The following is a 21,549-nucleotide window of genomic DNA, read 5'->3' on the forward strand; positions in this document are numbered from 1 at the left end:
TCCCCTTCTTGTTATCGATGCGCCGGATCGTCAGGTCGGCGCGTGCGCGGCGAACAGCGCGCAATATTGGTCGGTCACGCGCTCCCACGAATAAGTGCGCGTGACGTGCTGCTGCTGCGCCCATGCCCGCGCGCGCAGCCACTCGGGCTCGTCGAGGGCACGGCGCAATTGCCGGCGCAGGTCGTCGGCGTCGCCGGCGGCGAAGTAGATGCCGTGTTCCTCGAGCGCGTAGCGGTTCATCGCGATGTCGGAGCAGATGACCGGGGCGCCGACGAACGCGCTTTCCAGGATCACCGGCGACAAACCCTCCAGATCGGACGGCTGCACGTAGGCGAGGCAATCGCGCATGAGCGCGTGCACCTGCTCGCCGTAGAGATATCCCGGGGTCAGCACGCGCGGATCACCGCTGTCGCACACGCGCGCGGCATAATCGCTGCGCCCCGCAGCGCCGCCGATCAGCAGCAGCTTGACCCCGGTATCGAGCGTCGCGAACGCGGCGAGCAGATGGTGCAGCCCCTTGTCGGGGATGAAGCGCCCGACGAACAGCAGGTACCGCCCGCGCTCGACGCCGAGCCGCTCGAGCAGATCGGTGGCGTCGTCACGGGGTGCCGCGACATCGGCGCCGTAGGGGATCAGGTCGTAGCGGCGGCCGAAGCGCTCCGTGAAAGCCTCCCGCGCGTAGACGTTGTCGAATACCACCGCGTTGTGGACGTGGGCGGTCAGCCAGGTCGCCGCGCGCAGATATCGCCGCGCGAGCCGCGACCATTTCGGACGTTCCCATTCCTTGCCGTCCTCGGTCAGGATCGTCCGCTTTCCGAACATCCGCAGGATGAGCGCGAACGGACTGTTGCCGCCGTTCTGGATGTGCACGATGTCGGCGCGATCGTGCCGGATGATGTCGAAGGTGACGCGCGCGGCGTGACACCAGGCCTCCAGCCCGGCCCGACGGAAGGTCCGCAGGTTGCGCAGCCGAACGCCGCGAAAATCGGTGCTCGGTGAGTAACGCTCGCCGCGGTAGCGCCGGTTATAGCCGGTGACGCAATGCCCGCGTGCCGCGATCCGCGGCAGCAGTTCGAGCACGAATTTGTCGGCCCCGGCGCTGCCGTCGCGTGGCGGCAGGCTGCGGAAGCCGAAGGATGCGATACGCAGCGGACGCGATGTCGCCGCCGCGCCGCCGTTCATGCCGCGTGCACGCATTGACGCGCGGGAACCCTGAGCGGCGCGATCACGTCCGCGAATTGCTCGCGGACATATTCGGCGAGGCAGACGCGCCAGTCGCGCATGTGGTTCATGCCACGCAGCGCGAGCTTGTAATTGACCAATCGTTCGGATGCGGGACGCGGCGCGGGATATTCCGCGGCATAATGGTCCGAGCCGACCGGAACGACCTCAACCGTGGTGTCCAGGCCGAGCAATCGCACCAGCTCGCGCGCCACCTCAAGCCGGCTCGTTTCACCGCCGCATACCTGATTGTACAGGCCGTAATAGCGCGTCCCGATCATCCGTTCGATGTTGCGTGCGAAGTCGACGGTGTAGGTCGGTGTACCGAGCTTGTCGTCGACGACGTGGAGGCGACGCTCGCCCGCGATCAACTGTCGCACCAGCTTGCCGATGAATTTCTTGTCCTTGGCGAGCCCGCCGCCCATCATCCAGCCGGCGCGAAAGATGAAGTGCCGCGGGACGCAGCGCTGGACGTGTCGCTCGCCGAGGAATTTGCTGCGGCCGTAGACGCTGAGCGGATTGGGCTCGTCCCAGTCGTCGTAACTGTCCTTGCGGCCATCGAAGATACCGGCGGTCGAGATATAGACCAGCGGGACCGCGTGCATGTCGGCGATCGTCGCGGCGTGTTCGACGCCCAGGGTGTTGGTGCGATACGCGTCGTCGACCGCCGTCTCGCAATATTCCAGGTCGGTATGTGCGGCGAGATGGATCAGGATGTCGGGTGCGAACGCGTCGACATGGTGACGGTAATCGGAAAAGTCGCGAACGTCACAGTGGTGGACCCAGTCGTCCCGATCCACGACATCCCCGATCGCAAGATCGTGCCGCGATCGAAGCGCATGATAGACTGCATCGCCCAACATCCCCCCGCCGCCCGCGACGTAGATTCGCATGCGCCCGCCCCGTCCATGTGATCTTTGGAAATAATTATGAACGGAAATTAATCATCGTCAATTGCGCAATTGTCGTATCTGGCGGGATTTACTTACAGTTGTCGAATCACCGCGTATCTCGTCGTAGAGCTCATTCATTGCGTTGAAATAGCGGTCCGTCGAGAAGCGCCGTTGGACAAGTGCTGCGGCGCGCGCGCCCATGTCGCGCAGGACCGAGGGGTCGATAGCCCATGCGTGTCGCAACGTGGCCGCAAGTGCATCGACGTCACCGCTGGGAAACAGCCAGCCGGTTTCACCCTCGTCGATCAGTTCGGTGATCCCGCCGATGCGTGCGCCGATCACGACCTTCCCATGTGCGAAGGCCTCGAGCACGCTTTTGGGCGCGTTCTCGTACCATTCGGACGGCAGCACGCAGACGCGCGCGTGACGGATGATGCGGGACAGGGCCTCGCCGCTACAATGGCCGTGGAAGGTGACGGTCGCGCCGACATCGGCCGCCAGCGCGCGCAGGCGATCCTCCTCCGGGCCTTCGCCGACCAGGTGAAGCGCGATGCCTGCACGGGCGGCGGCGCGGATCAGCGTCGATACGCCTTTCTCGAACGACAGACGGCCGAAATAGCAGGCGTATTCACCAACCGGCGGGATGTCGGTCAGCGCGGGCAGACTGACGCTGTTGGGGATGTAGGCCAATTGCTCGCGCGGCCAACCCCAGGCGACGTGCTGGTCGAGGTAGAAGCGGCTTGGGCAGACGATACGGTCGACGTGGCGTCGGTACGCGCCGGTCCAGCGATGGATCGCGGATTCGAGCGCGATCAGCCCCGAGAGTGCGAGTGAGCCGTGCATGCAGCGCTTCATCGCGCAGTTGTGCACCGCGTTCGGGCGGCACGACTCGCAGATGCCGTTTCCGTCGTGCATCCGATACGCCGGGCACAGGAGTTTCAGGTCGTGCACCGTCAGGACGACGCGGGTGCCGCGCCGCTGAAATTCGGCGAGGATGTTGGCGCCGATGTGGTGGCGGATGTTGTGAACGTGCGCGATATCGGCCGGAAATTCGTCGAGCAGCCGGTTGATCGCGCGGGCGTGGCTGCGCGAGTGGATCACCTGCTTCGCGATCGCCAGCTTGCGCGTCAGCGGGTAATCGTGCCCCAGTTCGATCTCGTCGACGAAGAAGCGCGACCAGGGTGTCTGTTCATTGCGCGGATGGTGCATCGCGAACCAGCCGCAATGCCAGCCCGAGGCCGCGAACATCGCGCCGTGATCGAAATAGACCGCGTCGGCGCCGCCACGGCGATAATGATAGGTGTTGACGTTCAGCAGCCGGCGCATGCGCGTTGCTCCTTTCCCGCACGCACGGCGCGCGCGAGGACGATACCCTCGACGGCCAGCAGCAACGCTTCGCTCAGCAGGGGCGCCCACAGGATCTGGGCGACATATCCGCGCTGCGCGGCGCAGAACGTCCATCCCAGTACCGGCATTACCAACACGGCGAGCGCGATCGCGGGGGCGCGAAAGATGCCGAGCGCGTTCAGCAGCATCGCGCCCGGCAGCCGGACGATGTTGACCGTGGCGACGAGCAGCGACAACGTCGTCACCTGCCACAGCAGCGCGCCATCGTCGTACTTCGCGAACAGATATGCGTGGACCTGCCCCCACCCCAGCGACACCGCACCCGCGAGCAGCGTGCCGATCAGCAGCGCCGCCGCGCCGGCGGCGGCGTAAAGCGTGAGCGCGGCGCGCACGCGTCCGGCATGAATGAGCGCGGCGAACTCGGCGCGCAGGAACGCCTGCGCGGTCAGCGCGACGAGGCGAAGCGGTGCGAGCAGCGCCGCGGGCGCGGCGACGGTCGCGAGCGCGACGAGCGATCCCGGACTGGCGAGCGCGAGATTGGGGCTGAGCATCACCGCGGTGGACAAGGCGATCGTCACTACCGACCAGCGCACGCGCGGAAGGTGTCGACGATAGGCGAGCGCGGCGCGCCGCCACTGCGCGAAGCTGGTCGCGCGCATGCCGTGGCTGCGTCCCAGCGCCGCGACGTTGGCCAGCGCGAGCAGCAACAGCAGCGGCGCGAGCCGATCGTCGTGTCGCAGGACGAGCAATCCCGCCGTCGCGACGACGACGTACACCGCGTCACCGCGCAAGGCTTCGGTCGGCCGCCTGAGCGCGAAGCCGCGCGCGCGCACGTATCCGCGGTACGTCGCGGCGGCGGTATAGGCGCATCCCGCCAGGACGACCGCGACGGGCAGGCGAAGCGCGACCAACGTGGCGATCGTGACCGGCAGCAACAGCAGCAGCGCGAGCGACATCATCCGGTCGAACACACCCGCCGCGGCGCGCAACGACGCAGGGCTGGTCGAGCGCGGAAAGGCATAGGCCATCTGCTGCGCGAACCCGGCGGTGACGATGGCGGCGGCGATCGCCTGCAGCGTCGTCATCACGGCCCAGGCGCCGAAGGCCACGGGAGGAAGTCGCCGCACCAGCACGATGCCGAGCAGGAAGTTGAAGCCGCTGAGCAGCGCCGTCGCCGCACCCGCCGAGGCGAGCCGCGTGGCGAGCGCCGCCACCTCGCCCCGCACCGGTACGACCGCGATCGCTCGGGACGCGCGCGCCGCCGTCATGCGCGCGCTCCGACGCGGCGGATCAGTCGGGCGATCTCGCGCCGGCCGATCACCCCGGCGAACAACGCCCGCAGCGTCAGCCACGCGGCCGCCACGGGTCGGTTGCGTCGCACGATGCGGATGTGATTGCGATACCGGAACGCGACGCGTGCGCGCGGGCTGAGCATGGCGGCATGACGGTCGAGCCAGTCGAGCGACGGGCGCAGCGCATCTGCGCCGCTCACGCGCGCGACCCCGCCGACCGCCCGCCAGCGAATCAGCGCATCGGGCAGATGAAGGATCGTGGCCCCCGCCGCCCGCAGGCGCAGGACGAAGCCCGGATCGGAATGGCGCCGGGTCGCCGCATCGAAGCCGACCGCCTGCGCCAGCGTGCGCGGGAGCAGCATGGTGCTCGTCTGGATCAGCCCGTCGTGGACGAACAGATAGTCGCCCACGTCCTCACGCGGCCGCATCACCCGATCGGGCCGAACGCGGATTTGAACCCCGTCGACCTCCTCGATCACCCGCGAGGCGACGAGCACGCGGTCGCGCGACGGGTGCGCCTGCCACGCGGCCACCTGCCGCTCGAGCTTTTCGGCCAGCCATAGGTCATCGCTGTCGAGAAGCGCGACGAGGTCGCCGCGCGCGGCCGCGATCCCGGCGTTCATCGCCCCGGCCGGCCCGAGATTGTCGTGCAGCCGCACCAGTCGTACGCGGCGGTCGCGCTCCGCCAGCACCGCGGCCGGGGTATCGTCGCCCGAGGCATCGTCGACGACGACGACCTCGAACACCGGGTACGTCTGCGCCAGCGCCGACGCGATCGCCGCGCCCACCACGGCAGCGCGACGATAAGCGGTGATGATCACCGACACGGTGACGCGCTCAGCCATCGGCGGCGACCGGGCGCCGCAGCCGCAGACCGGCATAAGCGAGCGTCATCATCAGCCCGGCCGCCCGTTCGGTCTGGAGCAGGGTGACGCTGGTCAGGCTGCTGATTCCGCCGAACAGCAGCACCGTCACCCACAAGCGTGCGAAACGGTCGTCGGGCAATCGTCGGTACGCCCGCGCGACAGGCGCGACGACGAGCGCGAGACAGCCCAGCATCGCACCGGGCCAGCCCGTCGTGACGAGCAGGTCGAGGAACGAATTGTGCGCATTCCCCATCCGCATCAGCAGCGCATCGCCCGAGCGAAACAGCGGCCCGCCCTCCCCGACGAAGAACGACATGAACCCGCTGCCCGCCAGCGGGTGCGCCGCGGCATAGTGCCAGAGAAACGCCCATAACCTGGTGCGCCCCGCGAGCGTCACGTCGCCAAACAGGTCGGCGAGCAGTACGGGCACTAGTGCTGCGATACCGACACCCGCCACCGCGACGAACGGTGCCGCGACGACCGTCGCGACCGGACCGGGGACGTGACGCGCGACCCGCGTCAGCGCGGCGGTGGTGACGAGCGCGAGCGCCAGCGCGAGCAGCGAGGTCTTCGCCCCCGCCGCGACCATCACCAGGACGAGCAGCGGCAACAGCACGAGCCGCCAGCGTTCGTGCCGCGCGCGTGCCTCGAACTGCGTCAACAGAAACGCGAAGGCGAGCGCTTCGCCGAACTTCGCCTTGTGCGGGTGGAGGCCGCGCCACAGTCCCGCGAGCGTCGGCTCGACCGCATCGCTTGCCTGGTGGACTGCGACATCGGGACGGATCACGACCGCGACCAGATCGATCGCGACGATCGCCAGCAGCGTCGCCGCGAGCACGCGCACCAGCAGTCGCTGCGACGGCGCCAGCGTGACCAGCGCGCCGACGCCGAGCAGATAGGCGACCTGCTTGCCCCAGTTGAGCGCCGCCCGCGCAGGCTCGGGCGCGACCATCACGGTCACCGCCGCCCACAACAGAAAGCCGAGCAGCAGCGGGTCGATCAGTTGGCGCGGGAATGCCGGCAGGCGTAACCACGCAACGAGCGCGAGCGCGGCGAGCCCGAGGTAGAAGGGCATGTAGAGCCGCTGGTCGACCACCGCATATTGAACGAAATCGGCGCGATCCTGCAGCGGCTGCAAGCCGACCGCGGCGACCCACGTGACCGCCGCGGTCACCAGCGCGACCGGCCACGCGCGCGGGCGCTGACGGAGACGTCGCGGCGGGATCAGCGCGATCGGCTCGGCACCGAAGACACGCTCTCCGCCCCGGCCCGGACGTCGCGGGCGTGCCGTGCCCTCGATCGCGACGTCAGCTAGCGCGTCGAATTGGGCGCCGGCGCCGAACCCGTCGACGGCAACGAACGACGGCGCGCGCCCAGCCCGCACGGTCGGGCACGAACCATCGCTGCCGCCAGCCGCCGCGCGCATGTGTCAACAAGCCCCCGCTCGTTTTCTCCCGCACCCGGTGTACGCAGCGCCGTGCGCGCATACCACTGCGGGGATGTCCAATTCGGCGGGTACGTGCCGGACGATCGCGTCAGCGCAGCCCGGCGAGCAGCCCCTGCGCGGCGATCCACTGCGTCATCGCGCTGCCGGGGTGCACGCCGTCGTAGGTCGGCGGTGCGGCGAGTTGCGCGGCCAGGTCGACACGCCAGCGCCCGGCGCCATTGTCGACCAGCGCCGCCAGATCGATCACGCGCTCGCACCCGAACCCCCGCGCGTTGGCGCGGATCCAGTCCGCCATCTGCGCCAGCACCGCGCCTGGCGCGGTCACGCTCTGGTTGGCGAGCGTCGACCAATTGTCGCTCGACGCGGTGTGCGGCAACGGCGTCACCGCCCAGACGCGGTGTCCCATGCCGACGAGTTCGTCGGTCCAGTTGAGCCAGCGATCCTGGATCTGCGCCAGCGTCAGCCCGGCGAAGGCGTCGTTGGTGCCCGACAAAGCGTGGATCACATGGCTGTAGCCGAGCCGGCGCAGCGCATTGCCGCGCCCGACACGGCGCCCGCCCGCGCCGCCGTTGACGTTGGTCAGGTAATCGAGCCGGTCGCCCGGTGCGGACAGGTTGCTCCACGCGACGCGATTGGCCAGCGCGCGCTCGATCCAGCCCGAATTGCCGTCGGCGTCATTGTCCCAGCCGAGCGCGCCGCCCGCCATGCTGACATTGCCATAGCCGATCGAATCGCCGACGACCGCGACCGCGGGGTGCCGCCGTCGATCGGGGGCCCGCCCGAGGATCGCGATCGGCTGAATCGTCGCGGCGAGTGGGCTCGCGCCCGTGATCGTCCCGCCCCACGCCCAATCGGTCGCGTTGGCGCCGATGTAGCAATAATCCTGCCCCGAAAGCACCGATCGGCTGGCGGCATAGCCCGATCCGCTCGGTACCCAGATGCGCGTGCCGATCGCCTCGCCCGCGCGGCGGTTGACCGCGACCGGTTCGGGCAGCAGCAGATGGTCGGCGGGGACGGTCGGCGACAGATTGCCGTTCGCGCTGACCCGCCGGACCACCGCCGCGCCGTTGCCGGTCGCACCCCACATCGACTGCGCCCCCCACGTCGGCTCGATACCGAGGTGGATGCCGGCGAGCGCCGCAGTCGACACCTCGCCCGGTTGCAGCGTCCAGCCGGCATAGACCGGGATCACGTCGATCGCGCCGTACGGCAGTATGTGCCGCGTCCGCGCGACGCCGGGATTGTTCGAAGCGACCGCGCGCCCGAACGCGGCGCCCGTCCGGCAGGCGACCGGGAAATACCCCTCGTGCCGCGCCTCCGCGAGCGCGCGCGCGCCGAGCGCTAGGCCCTGTGCGTCGATGTCGAGCGCCATCGTCGCTGCTCCACGCGGAAGGAAAGCGTGCCCGACATACGGGCGAACTGGAGGTAGTAGCGCGCGCCCGCGACGCTCTCCTCGCCGATCGCTGTGTTGACGTTGCCGCTCCACACCCCCTTCGCCGAGCCGTCGACGAAGGTCAGCGGCTGCCGCGTCGCGCCGCCGTCGCTCGATCGCAGGACACTGACCGTACCGGTCCACTCGCCCGCCAGCGTGACGATGATCGCGCGCAACAGGTCGGGTGTGAACGGGCCGACGATGCCGCTGTCGGTCATCACCCCGGCGATTGAAACCGACCCGGCCGCCACCGCCATCATTCGCGTCGGCAGCGGATTGCTCGGATCGATCGCGACCGCAGTGCCATCGCGTGCGCCGAGCGTCAGCGCGATCTGCGGCACGAACCCGCCGGGTGCGCCAACCTGTACGTCGTTCATCACGTCGCCTCCTTGTATGTTCGCTGTTTGTTCCGGCTATGCGGCACCTCGCGTGTAGGACAGCGACAATCGCGCGCGGGCCGGCATCAAGCGCCGGCGCCGCCGCTTGATGCGGGCGAGGGCGCGTGTCACACCTGCATCGTGCTCGCCGTATGGCGGGCGCTGCCGGGCGGATGGGGGACGTGTTGGCGAACGGAAATCGGATCGCACCGATCGATGCGCTGCGCGGGGTGGCGGCGCTATGCGTCTGCGTTCAGCACGCGGTGCAGCCGATCATCGCCGCGGCGGGGCCGTCCGTACGCTCGCCCGCCGTTCATACCTGGCTTTCCGCGATCACGCTCGATCGCTTCGATCTCGGCCGCTACGGCGTCGTGCTGTTCTTCCTGATCAGTGGCTATGTCGTGCCGTTCAGCCTGCACGGCACGCATGCGCTGCCGCGCTTCGCGATCAGCCGCGTGCTGCGCCTCTACCCCGCTTTCTGGCTATCGATCGCGGTGATGGCGGCGACGAGCGCGATCCCACCCACATCCGCGCAACTCGTCGCCAATCTGACGATGGCGCCGACGCTGTTCGGCGCGGTGCCGATATCGGGGGTGTACTGGACGTTGTTCGTAGAGTTCGCGTTCTACGTCTTGTGCGCCACGTTGTTCTCGGTCGGCTGGTTGCGCCGACCCGACGCGGTATTCGCGCTCGGCCTCGTCTGCGTCGCGCTGCCGGTCGCGGGCGTGATCGCGCGTGCGCTCGGTGTCGCGGTGCCGCTACTCTATCTCGGCGCGCATCTGTCGTTCCTGTTCACCGGCACGTTGCTGCGGATCGCGCACGAGCAACGCGCCGCGAGGGGATACGCGTTCGCGCTCGCGGTGGCCGCACTCCTCGCGATGCCACTGCTCGCGAGCCAGAGCGATCACAGCTTCACGCGCTCGACGCCGACGGGGGTTCTGCTCGCCGGGGTGGCGGCATGCGCGAGCTTCGTTGCTTTTCACCGCCGCGCCGGCGCGGTGCCGCCGGCGTTGTTGTGGCTGGGCGGGGTCAGCTACGGTGCCTATCTGTTCCACATCCCGGTGACGCGTGTCGTCGCTCGCCTGATCACGCTCGACGGTGCGGTGAGCGCGCTGCTGTTCCTCGCCGCGACGCTCGCCGGCACGCTCGTGGTCGCCGCGGCGGTTCATCGCTGGATCGAACGGCCCACGATCCGATGCGCGAAGCGGCTGACGCATCGTCCGCGCGCCGTGATCGCCGTCGCCCCGTGAACGCGCGCCTGGCCTGATCGGCGGCAACGAAGCCTTCAGGCTTGCGAGGCATGGCCGCGACGCTACGACGGGGCGACCTGACCGCGGGGGGTAACAAGCATGACGACGTTGGTGACCGGCGCGGCCGGGTTCATCGGGATGCACGTGGCCGAGCGGCTGCTCGCGCGCGGCGACCGCGTGATCGGCATCGACAATCTCAACGATTACTACCCACCCGCGCTCAAGCACGCGCGGCTCGCGCATCTGGCCCAGCGTTACGGCGAGGCCTTCACCTTCATTCCGCTCGACTTCGCCGACATGGCCGCGTTGACGCAGGCGCTGCACGGATACGTGTTCGACCGCATCGTCCATCTCGGCGCGCAGGCGGGCGTGCGCTACTCGATCGAGAACCCCCACGCCTATGTCCAGGCGAACCTCGTCGGGCATCTCAACATGCTCGAGCTCGCGCGCGAGCGAGGTGTCGCGCATCTGGTCTACGCCTCCTCCTCGTCGGTCTACGGCGGCAACACCAAGCTGCCGTTCGCGGTCGAGGACCGCGTCGACCACCCCGTCTCGCTCTACGCCGCGACCAAGAAGGCGGACGAGTTGATGAGCGAAACCTATGCGCACCTCTATCGCCTGCCGCAGACCGGATTGCGCTTCTTCACCGTCTACGGGCCGTGGGGTCGCCCCGACATGGCGTTGTGGATGTTCACCGAGGCGATGTTCGCTGGCCGCCCGATCAAGGTGTTCAACAACGGCGACATGCAGCGCGACTTCACCTACATCGACGACATCGTCTCGGGCGTCGTCGCCTGCCTCGACCATCCGCCCGCCGACGACGGCGCGGTGAAGGCGGGCGGCAGCGTCGCCCCGCACCGGATCTACAATATCGGCAACAACAATGCCGAGCAGCTCGGCCGCATGATCGACGTGCTCGAACAGGCGACGGGGCGCACCGCGATCCGCGACCACCAGCCGATGCAGCCCGGCGACGTGCACCGCACCTTCGCCGACATCTCCGCGATCAACCGCGACCTGGGCTACGCGCCCACCACCTCGATCGACGTCGGCATCCCCCGCTTCGTCGACTGGTATCGCGACTATCACGCAATCCGGGACTGATCGCGCGGCATCGCTTCGTTAAACCTTGCGCGCTACGCTCCGGCGCGAACGACCAAGCGGGGTTGCGGTGTTGATCAAGGTTCTGTCGGTGTTCGGCACCCGGCCCGAGGCGATCAAGATGGCGCCCCTCGCGCTCGCGCTCGCCGACGACGCGCGTTTCGATGCGCGGATCTGCGTGACCGGGCAGCACCGCGAGATGCTCGACCAGGTCATGCGGCTGTTCGATCTGACCGCCGACCACGACCTGGCGGTGATGCGGCCGGGACAGGATCTGACGGGCGTCGCGACCGCGGTGCTGTCGGGCATGGCGGAGGTGTTCGCGCACCAGCGCCCCGACGTGGTGCTGGTGCACGGCGACACGCTGACGACGCTGGCGGCATCCCTGTCGGCCTATTGGCACCGCATACCCGTCGCGCATGTCGAAGCGGGGCTGCGCACCGGCGACCTCTACGCCCCCTGGCCGGAGGAGGCGAACCGCAAGCTGACCGGCAGCCTCGCCGCGCTCCATTTCGCGCCGACGACGCGTGCGAGCCACAATCTGCGCGCCGAGGGGATCGACCCCCGGATCATCACCGTCACCGGCAACACCGTGATCGACGCGCTGTTGAAGGTGGTGGCACGCCTGCGCGGCGACGCCGACCTCCACGCGCGCGTGACCGCGGGGCTGCCGCTGCCCACCGCGGGCCGGCGCATGGTGCTGGTGACGGGCCATCGCCGTGAGAATTTCGGTGCCGGGTTCGAGCGTATCTGCGCCGCGCTCGCGCGGCTGGCGCGCGATTTTCCCGGTGTAGACTGGGTCTATCCGGTCCACCTCAACCCGAACGTGCAGGAACCGGTCAACCGGCTGCTAAGCGGGCTGTCGAACGTCCAGCTGATCGCGCCGCTCGATTACCTGCCGTTCGTCGCCATGCTCGACGCGGCGACGCTGGTGCTGACCGATTCGGGCGGCATCCAGGAGGAAGCGCCGTCGCTCGGCAAGCCGGTGCTCGTCATGCGCGACACGACCGAGCGACCCGAGGCGGTCGACGCGGGCACGGTGCGGCTGGTCGGCACCGACGAGGAAGCGATCGTGCGCGAAGCATCGCGGCTGTTGACCGACGCGGACGCTTATGCGGCGATGAGCGGAGTGCACAATCCGTACGGCGACGGCCGTGCCGTGCCGCGGATCATCGACGCGCTGGTCGCCTGGGCGGCGCGTAACGAGGTGCCGCCGCGCGCGGTCGCCTGAGGCAACGGATCGCCGGACGGACGGCCCCGGCGGCGCGAGCGGGGCGCCACCGGGACCGATCGTTCAGGTCAGGCGTCGGCCTTCTGCTTGCCGATCGCGGCGAGCAGGTCGTCGAACGATTTGGTGAAGCTCGCCACGCCTTCGTCAACCAGCGTCTTCGTCACGCCATCGAGGTCGAGCCCGAGCCGCTCGGCATCGGCAATCGTCTTGCGCGCGCCCTCGATGTCCTTGGTCAAAGTAATCTCGACCGTGCCGTGGTCGCGGAACGCGTCCATCGTCTTGGGTGGCATGGTATTGACGGTGTCGGGGCCGACCAGTTCGTCGACGTAGAGCGTGTCGGGATAATCAGGGTTCTTGGTGCCGGTCGACGCCCAGAGCAGCCGCTGCGGCTGCGCGCCCTTGGCGGCGAGCTTCTGCCAGCGATCGGACGCGATGAACTCCTCGTACCAGGCATAGGCGAGCTTGGCGTTGGCGATCGCCACCTTGCCCTTCAGCGCCTTGGCCTCGTCACCGCCGGTACCCGCATCGATCTTGTCGTCAATCTTGCCGTCGATACGGCTGATGAAGAAGCTGGCGACGCTCGCGATCTTGTCGACGGGCATGTCCTTCGACACGCGCTCCTCCAGCCCCTCGACATAGGCGTTGGCGACGTTCCGGTACGACTCGACCGAGAACAGCAGCGTCACGTTGACGTTGATCCCCTTGGCGATCGTATCGCGGATCGCGCGGACGCCGTCGTCGGTGCCGGGTATCTTGATCATCAGATTGGGGCGGTCGACCGCCTTCCACAGCCGTTCGGCTTCCTCCGCCGTCTCCGGTCCCTTGAGCGCGAGATAAGGCGAGACCTCGAGGCTGACGTAGCCGTCCTTGCCCTCAAGCCGGTCATAGACGGGGCGCAGCACGTCGCACGCCGACTGGATGTCCTTCACCGCCTGCGATTCGTAGCGTGCCATCGGCTCGGCGTTCGGATTGGCCTTGTCGAACGCGGCGAAGCCGGCGGCATAAGCGTCGCCCGCGCCCATCGCCTTCTCGAAAATCGTCGGATTGGAGGTGACGCCGGTCACGCCGTCCTCCTCGACCAGCTTTTTCAGGCCACCGGCATCGAGGAACTTGCGGTCGACGAAGTCGAGCCACGGCGCCTGACCGATGTCGCGGAGTTGTTCGAGCTTGCTCATGCCTTGAAATCCTCTTGATCGCCGTTCGCGCCGGACCGCCTGGTGCGGATATAGGGATGCGCGCCGCGGACCGCCCGCGGCGCGCCGATCGGGGTCAGCCCATCACTTCCTTCGCGACCTTCACCACGTTCTCGACCGTGAAGCCGTATTTGTCCTGTAGCTTGGCGATCGGGGCGGAGGCACCGAAGGTCGACATCGTGATCGTCTTGCCCTCGTAGCCGACGTAGCGGTCCCAGCCGATCTCGCCCGCCATCTCGATCGCGACGCGCGCCTTGACCGACTTGGGCAGAACGCTCTCCTTGTAGTCGTCGCTCTGCTTTTCGTAGCGATACCAGCTCGGCATCGAGACGACGCGCGCGGCGATGCCTTCTTCCTTGAGCTTCTCGTACGCGTTGACCGCGAGCGAGACTTCGGAGCCGGTCGCGATCAGGATGACCTGCGGATTCTCGCTGTCGGCGAGGACGTAGCCGCCCTGCGCGACGCCCGCGGCGCTCGCGTACTTGCGGCGGTCGAGCGTCGGCAATGCCTGGCGCGAGAGGACCAGTGCGGCGGGGGTGCTGCCATCCTTGATGATCGCGCGCCATGCCTCCGCGACCTCGTTCGCGTCGCCGGGGCGGATCGTGTCGAGTCCGGGGATCGCGCGCATCGTCGCTAACTGCTCGATCGGCTGGTGCGTCGGGCCGTCCTCACCGACGCCGATCGAGTCGTGGGTGTAAACCCAGACCGAGCCGATCTCCATGATCGCCGACAGGCGCACGGGCGCACGCATATAGTCGATGAAGACGAGGAAGGTGGAGCCGTAGGCGCGCAGGTGCGACAGCGCCATGCCGTTCACCACCGCGCCCATGCCGTGCTCGCGCACGCCGAAGTGGAAGTTGGCGCCGCCGTAGTTGCTCGCCTCGAACGAGGCGGCTTCCTTGATGTCGGTCTTGGTCGAGGGCGCGAGATCGGCCGAGCCGCCGAGCAGCCACGGCACCTTCTTGACGATCGCGTTCAGTACCTTGCCGCTCGAATCGCGGCTGGCGAGCCCCTTCTCGTCGGCCTCGAAGGTCGGGATCGTGTCTTCCCAGCCATCGGGCAGCTCGTCGGACAGGAGCTGCTTGAGCTCGGCGGCCTCGGTCGGGAATTGCTCCCTGTATCTCGCGAGCAGCGCCTCCCATTCGGTACGCAGTTTCTCGCCGCGGCCGCGCACCGCCTGCTCGAACGCGGTCTTGGCATCGGCGGGGACGTAGAAATCCTCGGCCGGCCAGCCGTACGCCTGCTTGGTCTTGGTGATCGCCTCCGCGCCGAGCGGTTCGCCGTGCGCTTTCTCGCTGCCCGCCTTGGGGCTGCCCCAGCCGATCACCGAATGCGCGACGATGAAGGTGGGCTTGTCGTTCGTGGCCTTGAACGTGTCGAGCGCGGCGTTCATCGCACCGAGATCGTTGACGTCGTTCACGTGGATGACGTTCCAGCCATAAGCCTGGAAACGCTTGCCGACGTCCTCGTCGAACGCGAGGTCGGTCCCGCCTTCGATCGAGATATGGTTGCTGTCGTAGATCCAGCACAGGTTGGAGAGTTTCAGGTGCCCCGCGATGCTCGCGGCCTCGGCGCTGACGCCCTCCATCATGTCGCCGTCGCCGCACACGACGTAAACGTCATGGTCGAACAGCGTGAAGCCGGGCTTGTTGTAGCGCGCGGCGAGCCAACGCTCGGCGATCGCCATGCCGACCGAATTGCCGCAGCCCTGCCCCAACGGGCCGGTGGTCGTCTCGACGCCGGTGGTGTGGCGGTATTCAGGGTGGCCCGGCGTCTTCGACGACAGCTGGCGGAACTGCTTGATGTCGTCGAGGCTGATCGCGGGGTGGCCCGTCTTCTTACCCGACCCGTCGACTTCCTCGACGCCGGCGAGATGCAGCAGCGCGTAGAGCAGCATCGAGGCGTGGCCGACCGAGAGCACGAAGCGGTCGCGGTTGGGCCATTGCGGCGCACCCGGATCGTAGCGCAGGTAATTGCTCCACACCGTCCAGCCGACCGGTGCCAGCGCCATTGGTGTGCCGGGGTGGCCCGAATTCGCCTTCTGCACCGCGTCCATCGACAGCGTGCGGATCGTGTCGATCTGCAGCCGTTCCGGCGTGCCGTCCTCGTGCAGATCGGTGCCGGTGGTCGCGGCGGTAGCGGTGTCAGTCATCGGAAAGCCTCTTGTCGGGTTGAAGCGCGAACGCACCGATGCGCGCCCGGTTGCCGAATGCCCGCCGCCTTAGACGCTCGTTCCACCGCGTTCCAGATACGTAACGACTTTGCGGATGCCGCCTGCCCCCGCCGCCTAGAAATCGATCGCGATGCCCTTCTTCTCCCAATCGCCGTAGCGAACCGGATCACGACCCAGCGGGTCCTCGGCCGGGCGCTGCATCGGCTCGGGTTCGGGGACGGGCGTGTTGGGGGTGAGATATTCGGGCGGCTTCACGTTGTCGGGGCGCTTTCCCATGAACCGGCCTTTCGGATTGTACGCGTTGAGCGCCCGCGACATATGGGCCGGCATGAACCGCTTCAAGATGACCACCCACTTCGGCGCAGCGCACGGCTGATGGCGCGCGACATGACGCGTGCGGGCGAGCCGCTGGGTACCGCGCCCAGGCGTGCGGCGCTTCGCCTGCTCGACGCGGTGCTCCGGCGCGGCGAGGCGCTCGACGCCGCGTTGCCGCTCGCGACGCGCGCGCTCCACGGCGGGCCCGACCGCGGCCTCGCCCACGCGATCGCGGCGGAGACGCTGCGGCGGTTGCCCGATCTCGACGTGCTGATCGATTCGGCGACGCGGCAGCGGCTGCCCGACGATGCCAAGGCGCGCTTCGTGCTGCGCATCGCGCTCGTCCAGGCGCTGTCGCTCGGCACGCCGCCGCATGCGGCGATCGCGACGGTGCTGCCGTTGATCGACGGTGGGCCCAAGCGGTTGGTCCACGGCGTGTTCGGCACGCTGATGCGGCAGAATGCGGCGCTACCCGAGCAGCCGACGCTGCCCGCGCACGTCGCGGCACGCTGGCGCACGCATTGGGGTGACGACATGGTGGCCGCGGCAGCGCGCGCGGTCGCGGTGCCGCCGCCGCTCGACCTGACGTTGCGCGCCGACGAGGTGGTGCACCCGGACGGCGTCTCGCTCGCGCCCGGTCACGTCCGCGTCGAGGGCGGCGACGTACCCGGCCTCGCCGGCTACGAGGCGGGTGGCTGGTGGGTGCAGGACATCGCGGCGACGATCCCCGCGCGACTGATCGGGCGGGGGACGGGCAAGGCGCTCGACCTGTGCGCGGCACCCGGCGGCAAGACGCTGCAGCTCGCCGCCGCCGGCTGGCAGGTCGAGGCGGTCGACGTGTCTCAGACGCGCGCCGAGCGGCTGGCGCAGAACCGCGCGCGCACCGGGCTCGCGTTCGACGTGACAATCGCCGACGTGCTCGACTGGGCACCGCCAGCGCCGGCGCAGGCGGTGCTGATCGATGCGCCGTGCAGCGCGACGGGCATCTTCCGTCGCCACCCCGACGTGCTCTACCGCGCGCACGACGCGGTGATCGCGGAAGCCGCCGCGTTGCAGGCGCGCGTGCTGGACCGTGCCGCCGACTGGGTCGTGCCGGGCGGTACGCTCGTCTACGCCACCTGTTCGCTGGAACCCGAGGAGGGCGAGGCGCAGCTCGACCGTTTCCTCGGGCAACGTAGCGATTACGCAATCGAGCCGGCGCGCCCCGACGAACTGCCGCAGGGGATTGTCCCGCAAGAACGCGGCTATGTCCGCACGCTGCCGACGATGCTGGCCGACGCGGGCGGGTGCGACGGCTTCTTCGTCGCGCGGTTGCGTCGTGCTGGCGGATAGCGCACGCTGGCGGTAACGGGCCGGGCACGCTAGGTGCGGGCACCATGCAGAAACCCGTCCGCATCGCCCCCTCGATCCTGTCCGCCGATTTCGCTAGGCTGGGCGAGGAGGTCCGCGCGATCGACGCCGCCGGCGCGGACTGGATTCACATCGACGTGATGGACGGGCATTTCGTCCCGAACATCTCGATGGGCCCCGCGATCGTGAAGGCGATCCGCCCGCACACGACCAAGCCGTTCGACGTTCACCTGATGATTGCGCCGATCGACGCGTACCTGGACGCGTTCGCCGAGGCCGGCGCGGACACGATCACCGTCCACCCGGAGGCGGGGCCGCACATCCACCGCTCGCTCCAGCATATCAAGTCGCTCGGCAAGCGCGCGGGCGTGGTGCTGTGCCCCGGCACGCCCGCCAAGATGCTCGACTACCTGCTCGACATGGTCGACCTGGTGCTGGTGATGAGCGTCAATCCGGGGTTCGGCGGGCAGCATTTCATCGACAGTCAGCTGAAAAAGATCGCCGCGATCCGCAAGATGATCGATGCGACCGGGCGCGACATCGACCTGGAGGTCGACGGCGGGATCGATGCCACGACCGCGCGCCGCGCGATCGACGCGGGGGCCGACGCACTGGTCGCGGGCACCGCCACCTTCCGCGGCGGCCCCGAGGCCTATGCCGCCAACATCCGGGCGATCCGCGGCGAATGAGCGACATGCGCGCCGACGAGCCCGCCGGCGGGACGAGCGATCGTCAGGCGCGCGACACGATCGGCGCCGGCCACCGCATGGTGCGCGTTGCCGGCGACGGCAGCGCGTCGCTCGGCCAGCGCGTCGTCGATTATTTCGACCGGCTGACGTGGCGCACGCCGATCCACGACATGCGGTTGAAGGGCCGCTACCCGCGCAAGCTCCTCGCGGTGCCGGCCGATCCGATGGCCGGCGACCCCGAGCGCGGCGAGGCGCTGACCGCGGGCTGGCTTGCCTGGGGCAATGAATTCCGCGCGCTCGACGAAGTGACCTTCGCCGCCTCGATCGGCAGCACGTCCTTCGACGACCACGCGCAGAGCTTCGCCTGGTTGCGCGACCTGTGGACGGCGCCCGACCGTGCTGCGGCGACGCGCACCGCGGAGATTCTGACGCAGCGCTGGCTCGCGGTGCACGGCGAGCGCGTGACCGAGCGCGGCTGGCGCCCCGATCTGTGGGGCCGGCGGATGCTGATGTGGACCGCGCACGCGCCGCTGCTCCTGTCATCGACCGACCTGATCTACCGCAGCAGCGTGCTGAGCGCGATCGCGCGCGGGGCGCGGCACCTCGATCGCACGGCCGACAAGACGCCCGCGGGGGTGCGCCGGATCGCCGCGTGGTGCGGCGTGGTGGTGGCCGGGTTGCTAATCCCCGGCGGCGACCCGCGCCGCGCGATCGGCGAGGCCGGGCTGGAGCGCGCGTTGGCGGTGTCGATCGGCGGCGACGGCGGGATCGCCAGCCGGTCCCCGCGCGATCAGCTGGACGCGATCGAGCTGCTGGCATGCCTGCGTGCCGCCTATGACGCACGCCGGCTCGACCTGCCCGACACGGTGTCGCAGGTGCTGGCGCGGATGGTGTCGGCGCTGCTCGGCACGATGATGGGCGATGCGGGACTGTCGAGCTGGCAGGGGGCGGGGCCGATCGCCGCCGACGAGGTGCAGGCGGTGTTGCAGGCGAGCCGCGTCGTGCGCCGTCCGCTGCGGCAGGCGAGCGACCGTGGCTACCAGCGGATCGCCGCGGCGCGCAGCGTGCTGGTGATGGACGCCGCCCCCCCGCCGACCAGCCCGAGCGCGGCGGGCGCGTGCGCGTCGACGCTCGCCTTCGAACTGTCCGACGGCGAGGAACGCGTGATCGTCAATTGCGGCGGCGCACTCGCGATTCACGATGCGGCGCTGGCGGCCGGGCTGCGCTCGACCGCGGCGCATTCGACGCTGGTGCTCGCCGACACCAATTCGACCGCGTTGTTGCCCGACGGATCACTCGGCCGCGGGGTGAGCGAGGTCGATCTGTCGCGGCAGGAGTCGGACGCGGGCAGCCGGATCGAGGCGCGCCATGACGGCTACGCGCGGCGCTTCGGCTTTCGGCATCACCGCACGCTGACGATGACGGGCGACGGGCTGGATCTGCGCGGTGAGGATTCGCTGCTCCCCGCGGGCAAGCGGCAAGGCCGAAGTGCGGCGCCCTTCGCCGCACGGTTTCACCTAGGCGCCGGGGTGGACGTGACCGTCAGTCCCGACGCGCAGGGGGCAACGCTGTCGACGCCGCAAGGCGCGGTGTGGCATTTCCGCGCGGCGGGCGGGACCGTGCTGATCGAGGACAGCGTGTGGGTCGACGCCGTGGGCGAGATCGTGCCGACGCAGCAGATCGTGGTCGGCAGCAGTGCGGCGCCGGGCGGGGCGACGATCAGCTGGGTCTTGAAGCGCGCGCGCTGAGCGGCCAAGGCGCGCGAAAATATGGGTAAGGCTATGACCAGCATCACGATCAAGCGCGCGCTTCTCTCCGTGTCCGACAAGACGGGGGTGATCGATCTCGCCCGCGCGCTTGCCGGCCGCGGCGTCGAACTCGTTTCGACCGGGGGCACCGCGAAGGCGCTGCGCGACGCCGGGCTCGACGTGCGCGACATCTCCGAGCTGACCGGTTTTCCCGAGATGATGGACGGGCGCGTCAAGACGCTACACCCGATGGTGCACGGCGGTCTGCTCGCGGTGCGCGACGACGCGGGCCACGCGGCCTCGATGCAGGAACACGGTATCGGCGCGATCGATCTGGTGGTGGTCAACCTCTACCCGTTCGAGGCGACGGTCGCGAAGGGGGCCGAGCGCGACGAGGTGGTCGAGAACATCGATATCGGCGGGCCGAGCATGGTGCGATCGGCCGCGAAGAACCACGCTTATGTCGCGATCGTTACCGATCCGGCGGATTATGCGCTGGTGGCAGGCGGCGAAACGACGCTCGAGGATCGCCGCCGGTTGGCCGCGAAGGCGTTCGCGCTGACCGCGGCGTACGACGGCGCGATCGCGCGCTGGTTCGGGCAGGTCGACCAGGGCGCGGCGTTCCCCGACGTGCTGCCGCTGACGCTACGCCGAGCGGGCGACCCATTGCGCTACGGCGAGAACCCGCATCAGGCCGCGGCCTTCTATGCCGCGAACGACGGCGTGCGCGGCATCGGCCAGGCGCGGCAGGTGCAGGGCAAGGCGCTCAGCTACAACAATTACAACGATGCCGACGCGGCGCTCGAGCTGGTGGCGGAGTTCCGCGAGGCTGCGCCCACCTGCGTGATCGTCAAGCACGCCAATCCGTGCGGCGTCGCGACCGCGACGACCCTGGAAGAAGCCTATGCCCAGGCGTTCGCGTGCGACACGGTGTCGGCGTTCGGGGGTATCATCGCGCTCAACCGGCGGCTCGACGCGGCGACCGCGCAGGCGATCACCGGCATCTTCACCGAAGTGGTGGTCGCGCCCGACGCCGACGAGGAGGCGATCGCGCTGTTCGCCGCCAAGAAGAATCTGCGGCTGCTGCTGACCGGTGACCTGCCCGATGCGGCGCGTGGCGGATTGTTCGCCAAATCGATCGCGGGCGGATGGCTGGTACAGGGACGCGACAACGGTGTCCTCACCGACAACATGCTCAAGGTCGTGACCAAGCGCCAGCCGACGCCGCAGGAATTGGTCGACTGCCGCTTCGCCTGGACGATCGCCAAGCACGTCAAGTCGAACGCGATCGTTTATGCGAAGGACGGCGCGACCGCGGGCGTCGGCGCGGGACAGATGAACCGGCTCGAATCGGCACGCATCGCGGCGTGGAAGGCGAAGGACGCCGCCGACAAGGCGGGCTGGGCGAGCCCGCGTACGATCGGCTCGGCGGTCGCCTCCGACGCGTTCTTCCCCTTCGCCGACGGACTGCTGGCCGCAGTCGAGGCGGGGGCGACCGCGGTGATCCAGCCCGGCGGTTCGATCCGCGACGACGAGGTGATCGCGGCGGCGGACGAGGCGGGGCTGGCGATGGTGTTCACCGGAATGCGCCACTTCCGCCACTGATCGAGGCCGGGGGGGGGGG

The 21,549-nt window shown here is 69.1% G+C and carries 18 protein-coding genes; 7 read left to right on the forward strand and 11 right to left on the reverse strand.

Annotation, left to right across the window (positions count from 1 at the left end; translation table 11 throughout):
* Window positions 1-30: 30 nt before the first annotated feature.
* The 8 genes from KZ810_RS10965 to KZ810_RS11000 all read right to left on the reverse strand — a co-directional run bounded on the left by KZ810_RS10965 (window position 31) and on the right by KZ810_RS11000 (window position 8,875).
* Entirely contained in the window at window positions 31-1,197 is a 1,167-nt protein-coding gene (locus KZ810_RS10965; protein WP_219769157.1) for a glycosyltransferase family 4 protein, read from the reverse strand.
* Window positions 1,179-2,114, reverse strand: coding sequence for an SDR family oxidoreductase (locus tag KZ810_RS10970; RefSeq protein WP_219769158.1), 936 nt, complete (start codon window positions 2,112-2,114; stop codon window positions 1,179-1,181). Before KZ810_RS10970 ends, KZ810_RS10965 begins: the two co-directional genes overlap by 19 nt.
* A 57-nt stretch (window positions 2,115-2,171) precedes the next feature.
* Window positions 2,172-3,440 carry a glycosyltransferase family 4 protein gene (locus KZ810_RS10975; RefSeq protein WP_219769159.1) on the reverse strand — a complete coding sequence of 423 codons (1,269 nt, stop codon included), beginning with the start codon at window positions 3,438-3,440 and terminating at the stop codon, window positions 2,172-2,174.
* Window positions 3,425-4,729 carry a hypothetical protein gene (locus KZ810_RS10980; RefSeq protein ID WP_219769160.1) on the reverse strand — a complete coding sequence of 435 codons (1,305 nt, stop codon included), beginning with the start codon at window positions 4,727-4,729 and terminating at the stop codon, window positions 3,425-3,427. Before KZ810_RS10980 ends, KZ810_RS10975 begins: the two co-directional genes overlap by 16 nt.
* Window positions 4,726-5,598, reverse strand: coding sequence for a glycosyltransferase family 2 protein (locus KZ810_RS10985; protein WP_219769161.1), 873 nt, complete (start codon window positions 5,596-5,598; stop codon window positions 4,726-4,728). Before KZ810_RS10985 ends, KZ810_RS10980 begins: the two co-directional genes overlap by 4 nt.
* A complete protein-coding gene (locus KZ810_RS10990; RefSeq protein ID WP_219769162.1) occupies window positions 5,591-7,045 on the reverse strand; it encodes an O-antigen ligase family protein in 1,455 nt (484 codons plus the stop codon). The genes KZ810_RS10985 and KZ810_RS10990 overlap by 8 nt, the downstream gene beginning before the upstream one ends.
* Before the next feature lie 109 nt (window positions 7,046-7,154).
* Window positions 7,155-8,438 carry an SGNH/GDSL hydrolase family protein gene (locus tag KZ810_RS10995; RefSeq protein WP_219769163.1) on the reverse strand — a complete coding sequence of 428 codons (1,284 nt, stop codon included), beginning with the start codon at window positions 8,436-8,438 and terminating at the stop codon, window positions 7,155-7,157.
* Window positions 8,408-8,875: a hypothetical protein gene (locus KZ810_RS11000; RefSeq protein ID WP_219769164.1), complete on the reverse strand. Its 468-nt coding sequence runs from the start codon at window positions 8,873-8,875 to the stop codon at window positions 8,408-8,410. Before KZ810_RS11000 ends, KZ810_RS10995 begins: the two co-directional genes overlap by 31 nt.
* Before the next feature lie 185 nt (window positions 8,876-9,060).
* Between KZ810_RS11000 and KZ810_RS11005 the strand changes: the two genes are divergently transcribed.
* From KZ810_RS11005 to wecB, 3 genes are all read left to right on the forward strand, one after another.
* Window positions 9,061-10,125, forward strand: a complete 1,065-nt coding sequence (locus KZ810_RS11005; RefSeq protein WP_219769165.1) for an acyltransferase family protein — start codon at window positions 9,061-9,063, stop codon at window positions 10,123-10,125.
* A 99-nt stretch (window positions 10,126-10,224) separates the two neighbouring features.
* Window positions 10,225-11,229: a GDP-mannose 4,6-dehydratase gene (locus KZ810_RS11010; protein ID WP_219769166.1), complete on the forward strand. Its 1,005-nt coding sequence runs from the start codon at window positions 10,225-10,227 to the stop codon at window positions 11,227-11,229.
* A 67-nt stretch (window positions 11,230-11,296) separates the two neighbouring features.
* Window positions 11,297-12,457 (forward strand): non-hydrolyzing UDP-N-acetylglucosamine 2-epimerase, encoded by a 1,161-nt coding sequence (gene wecB, locus KZ810_RS11015; protein ID WP_373369158.1) that lies wholly within the window; start codon window positions 11,297-11,299, stop codon window positions 12,455-12,457.
* Window positions 12,458-12,525: 68 nt separating this feature from the next.
* Here the strand turns inward: wecB and tal are convergent, their stop codons facing one another.
* The 3 genes from tal to KZ810_RS11030 form a co-directional block, all read right to left on the reverse strand.
* Window positions 12,526-13,632, reverse strand: coding sequence for a transaldolase (gene tal, locus KZ810_RS11020; protein WP_219769167.1), 1,107 nt, complete (start codon window positions 13,630-13,632; stop codon window positions 12,526-12,528).
* Between the two features lie 94 nt (window positions 13,633-13,726).
* On the reverse strand, window positions 13,727-15,802 hold the full coding sequence (tkt, locus tag KZ810_RS11025) for a transketolase (protein WP_219769168.1): 2,076 nt from the start codon (window positions 15,800-15,802) through the stop codon (window positions 13,727-13,729).
* A 135-nt stretch (window positions 15,803-15,937) separates the two neighbouring features.
* Window positions 15,938-16,099: a DUF1674 domain-containing protein gene (locus KZ810_RS11030; RefSeq protein ID WP_219769463.1), complete on the reverse strand. Its 162-nt coding sequence runs from the start codon at window positions 16,097-16,099 to the stop codon at window positions 15,938-15,940.
* Window positions 16,100-16,198: 99 nt separating this feature from the next.
* Here KZ810_RS11030 and KZ810_RS11035 point away from each other — a divergent pair, with 99 nt between their 5' ends.
* From KZ810_RS11035 to purH, 4 genes are read left to right on the forward strand one after another with little or no spacing between them, the layout of a single operon-like run.
* Window positions 16,199-17,470 carry an RsmB/NOP family class I SAM-dependent RNA methyltransferase gene (locus KZ810_RS11035; protein WP_219769169.1) on the forward strand — a complete coding sequence of 424 codons (1,272 nt, stop codon included), beginning with the start codon at window positions 16,199-16,201 and terminating at the stop codon, window positions 17,468-17,470.
* A 44-nt stretch (window positions 17,471-17,514) separates the two neighbouring features.
* Window positions 17,515-18,177 (forward strand): ribulose-phosphate 3-epimerase, encoded by a 663-nt coding sequence (gene rpe, locus KZ810_RS11040; protein WP_219769170.1) that lies wholly within the window; start codon window positions 17,515-17,517, stop codon window positions 18,175-18,177.
* Window positions 18,174-19,925: a heparinase II/III family protein gene (locus KZ810_RS11045; protein ID WP_219769171.1), complete on the forward strand. Its 1,752-nt coding sequence runs from the start codon at window positions 18,174-18,176 to the stop codon at window positions 19,923-19,925. The genes rpe and KZ810_RS11045 overlap by 4 nt, the downstream gene beginning before the upstream one ends.
* Before the next feature lie 33 nt (window positions 19,926-19,958).
* Window positions 19,959-21,530 (forward strand): bifunctional phosphoribosylaminoimidazolecarboxamide formyltransferase/IMP cyclohydrolase, encoded by a 1,572-nt coding sequence (gene purH, locus KZ810_RS11050; RefSeq protein WP_219769464.1) that lies wholly within the window; start codon window positions 19,959-19,961, stop codon window positions 21,528-21,530.
* The last annotated feature ends 19 nt before the right edge of the window (window positions 21,531-21,549 follow it).

Origin of the sequence: Sphingomonas citricola (genome assembly GCF_019429535.1) — a bacterium.
GTDB lineage: Bacteria > Pseudomonadota > Alphaproteobacteria > Sphingomonadales > Sphingomonadaceae > Sphingomonas > Sphingomonas citricola.

Bases quoted from the DNA above. Each gene is read 5' to 3' on its own strand.
- KZ810_RS10965 (WP_219769157.1), bottom strand. From the start codon at position 1,197: ATGCGTGCACGCGGCATGAACGGCGGCGCGGCGGCGACATCGCGTCCG.
- KZ810_RS10970 (WP_219769158.1), bottom strand. From the start codon at position 2,114: ATGCGAATCTACGTCGCGGGCGGCGGGGGGATGTTGGGCGATGCAGTC.
- KZ810_RS10975 (WP_219769159.1), bottom strand. From the start codon at position 3,440: ATGCGCCGGCTGCTGAACGTCAACACCTATCATTATCGCCGTGGCGGC.
- KZ810_RS10980 (WP_219769160.1), bottom strand. From the start codon at position 4,729: ATGACGGCGGCGCGCGCGTCCCGAGCGATCGCGGTCGTACCGGTGCGG.
- KZ810_RS10985 (WP_219769161.1), bottom strand. From the start codon at position 5,598: ATGGCTGAGCGCGTCACCGTGTCGGTGATCATCACCGCTTATCGTCGC.
- KZ810_RS10990 (WP_219769162.1), bottom strand. From the start codon at position 7,045: ATGCGCGCGGCGGCTGGCGGCAGCGATGGTTCGTGCCCGACCGTGCGG.
- KZ810_RS10995 (WP_219769163.1), bottom strand. From the start codon at position 8,438: ATGGCGCTCGACATCGACGCACAGGGCCTAGCGCTCGGCGCGCGCGCG.
- KZ810_RS11000 (WP_219769164.1), bottom strand. From the start codon at position 8,875: ATGAACGACGTACAGGTTGGCGCACCCGGCGGGTTCGTGCCGCAGATC.
- KZ810_RS11010 (WP_219769166.1), top strand. From the start codon at position 10,225: ATGACGACGTTGGTGACCGGCGCGGCCGGGTTCATCGGGATGCACGTG.
- tal (WP_219769167.1), bottom strand. From the start codon at position 13,632: ATGAGCAAGCTCGAACAACTCCGCGACATCGGTCAGGCGCCGTGGCTC.
- tkt (WP_219769168.1), bottom strand. From the start codon at position 15,802: ATGACTGACACCGCTACCGCCGCGACCACCGGCACCGATCTGCACGAG.
- KZ810_RS11030 (WP_219769463.1), bottom strand. From the start codon at position 16,099: ATGGGAAAGCGCCCCGACAACGTGAAGCCGCCCGAATATCTCACCCCC.
- KZ810_RS11035 (WP_219769169.1), top strand. From the start codon at position 16,199: ATGGCGCGCGACATGACGCGTGCGGGCGAGCCGCTGGGTACCGCGCCC.
- rpe (WP_219769170.1), top strand. From the start codon at position 17,515: ATGCAGAAACCCGTCCGCATCGCCCCCTCGATCCTGTCCGCCGATTTC.
- KZ810_RS11045 (WP_219769171.1), top strand. From the start codon at position 18,174: ATGAGCGACATGCGCGCCGACGAGCCCGCCGGCGGGACGAGCGATCGT.
- purH (WP_219769464.1), top strand. From the start codon at position 19,959: ATGACCAGCATCACGATCAAGCGCGCGCTTCTCTCCGTGTCCGACAAG.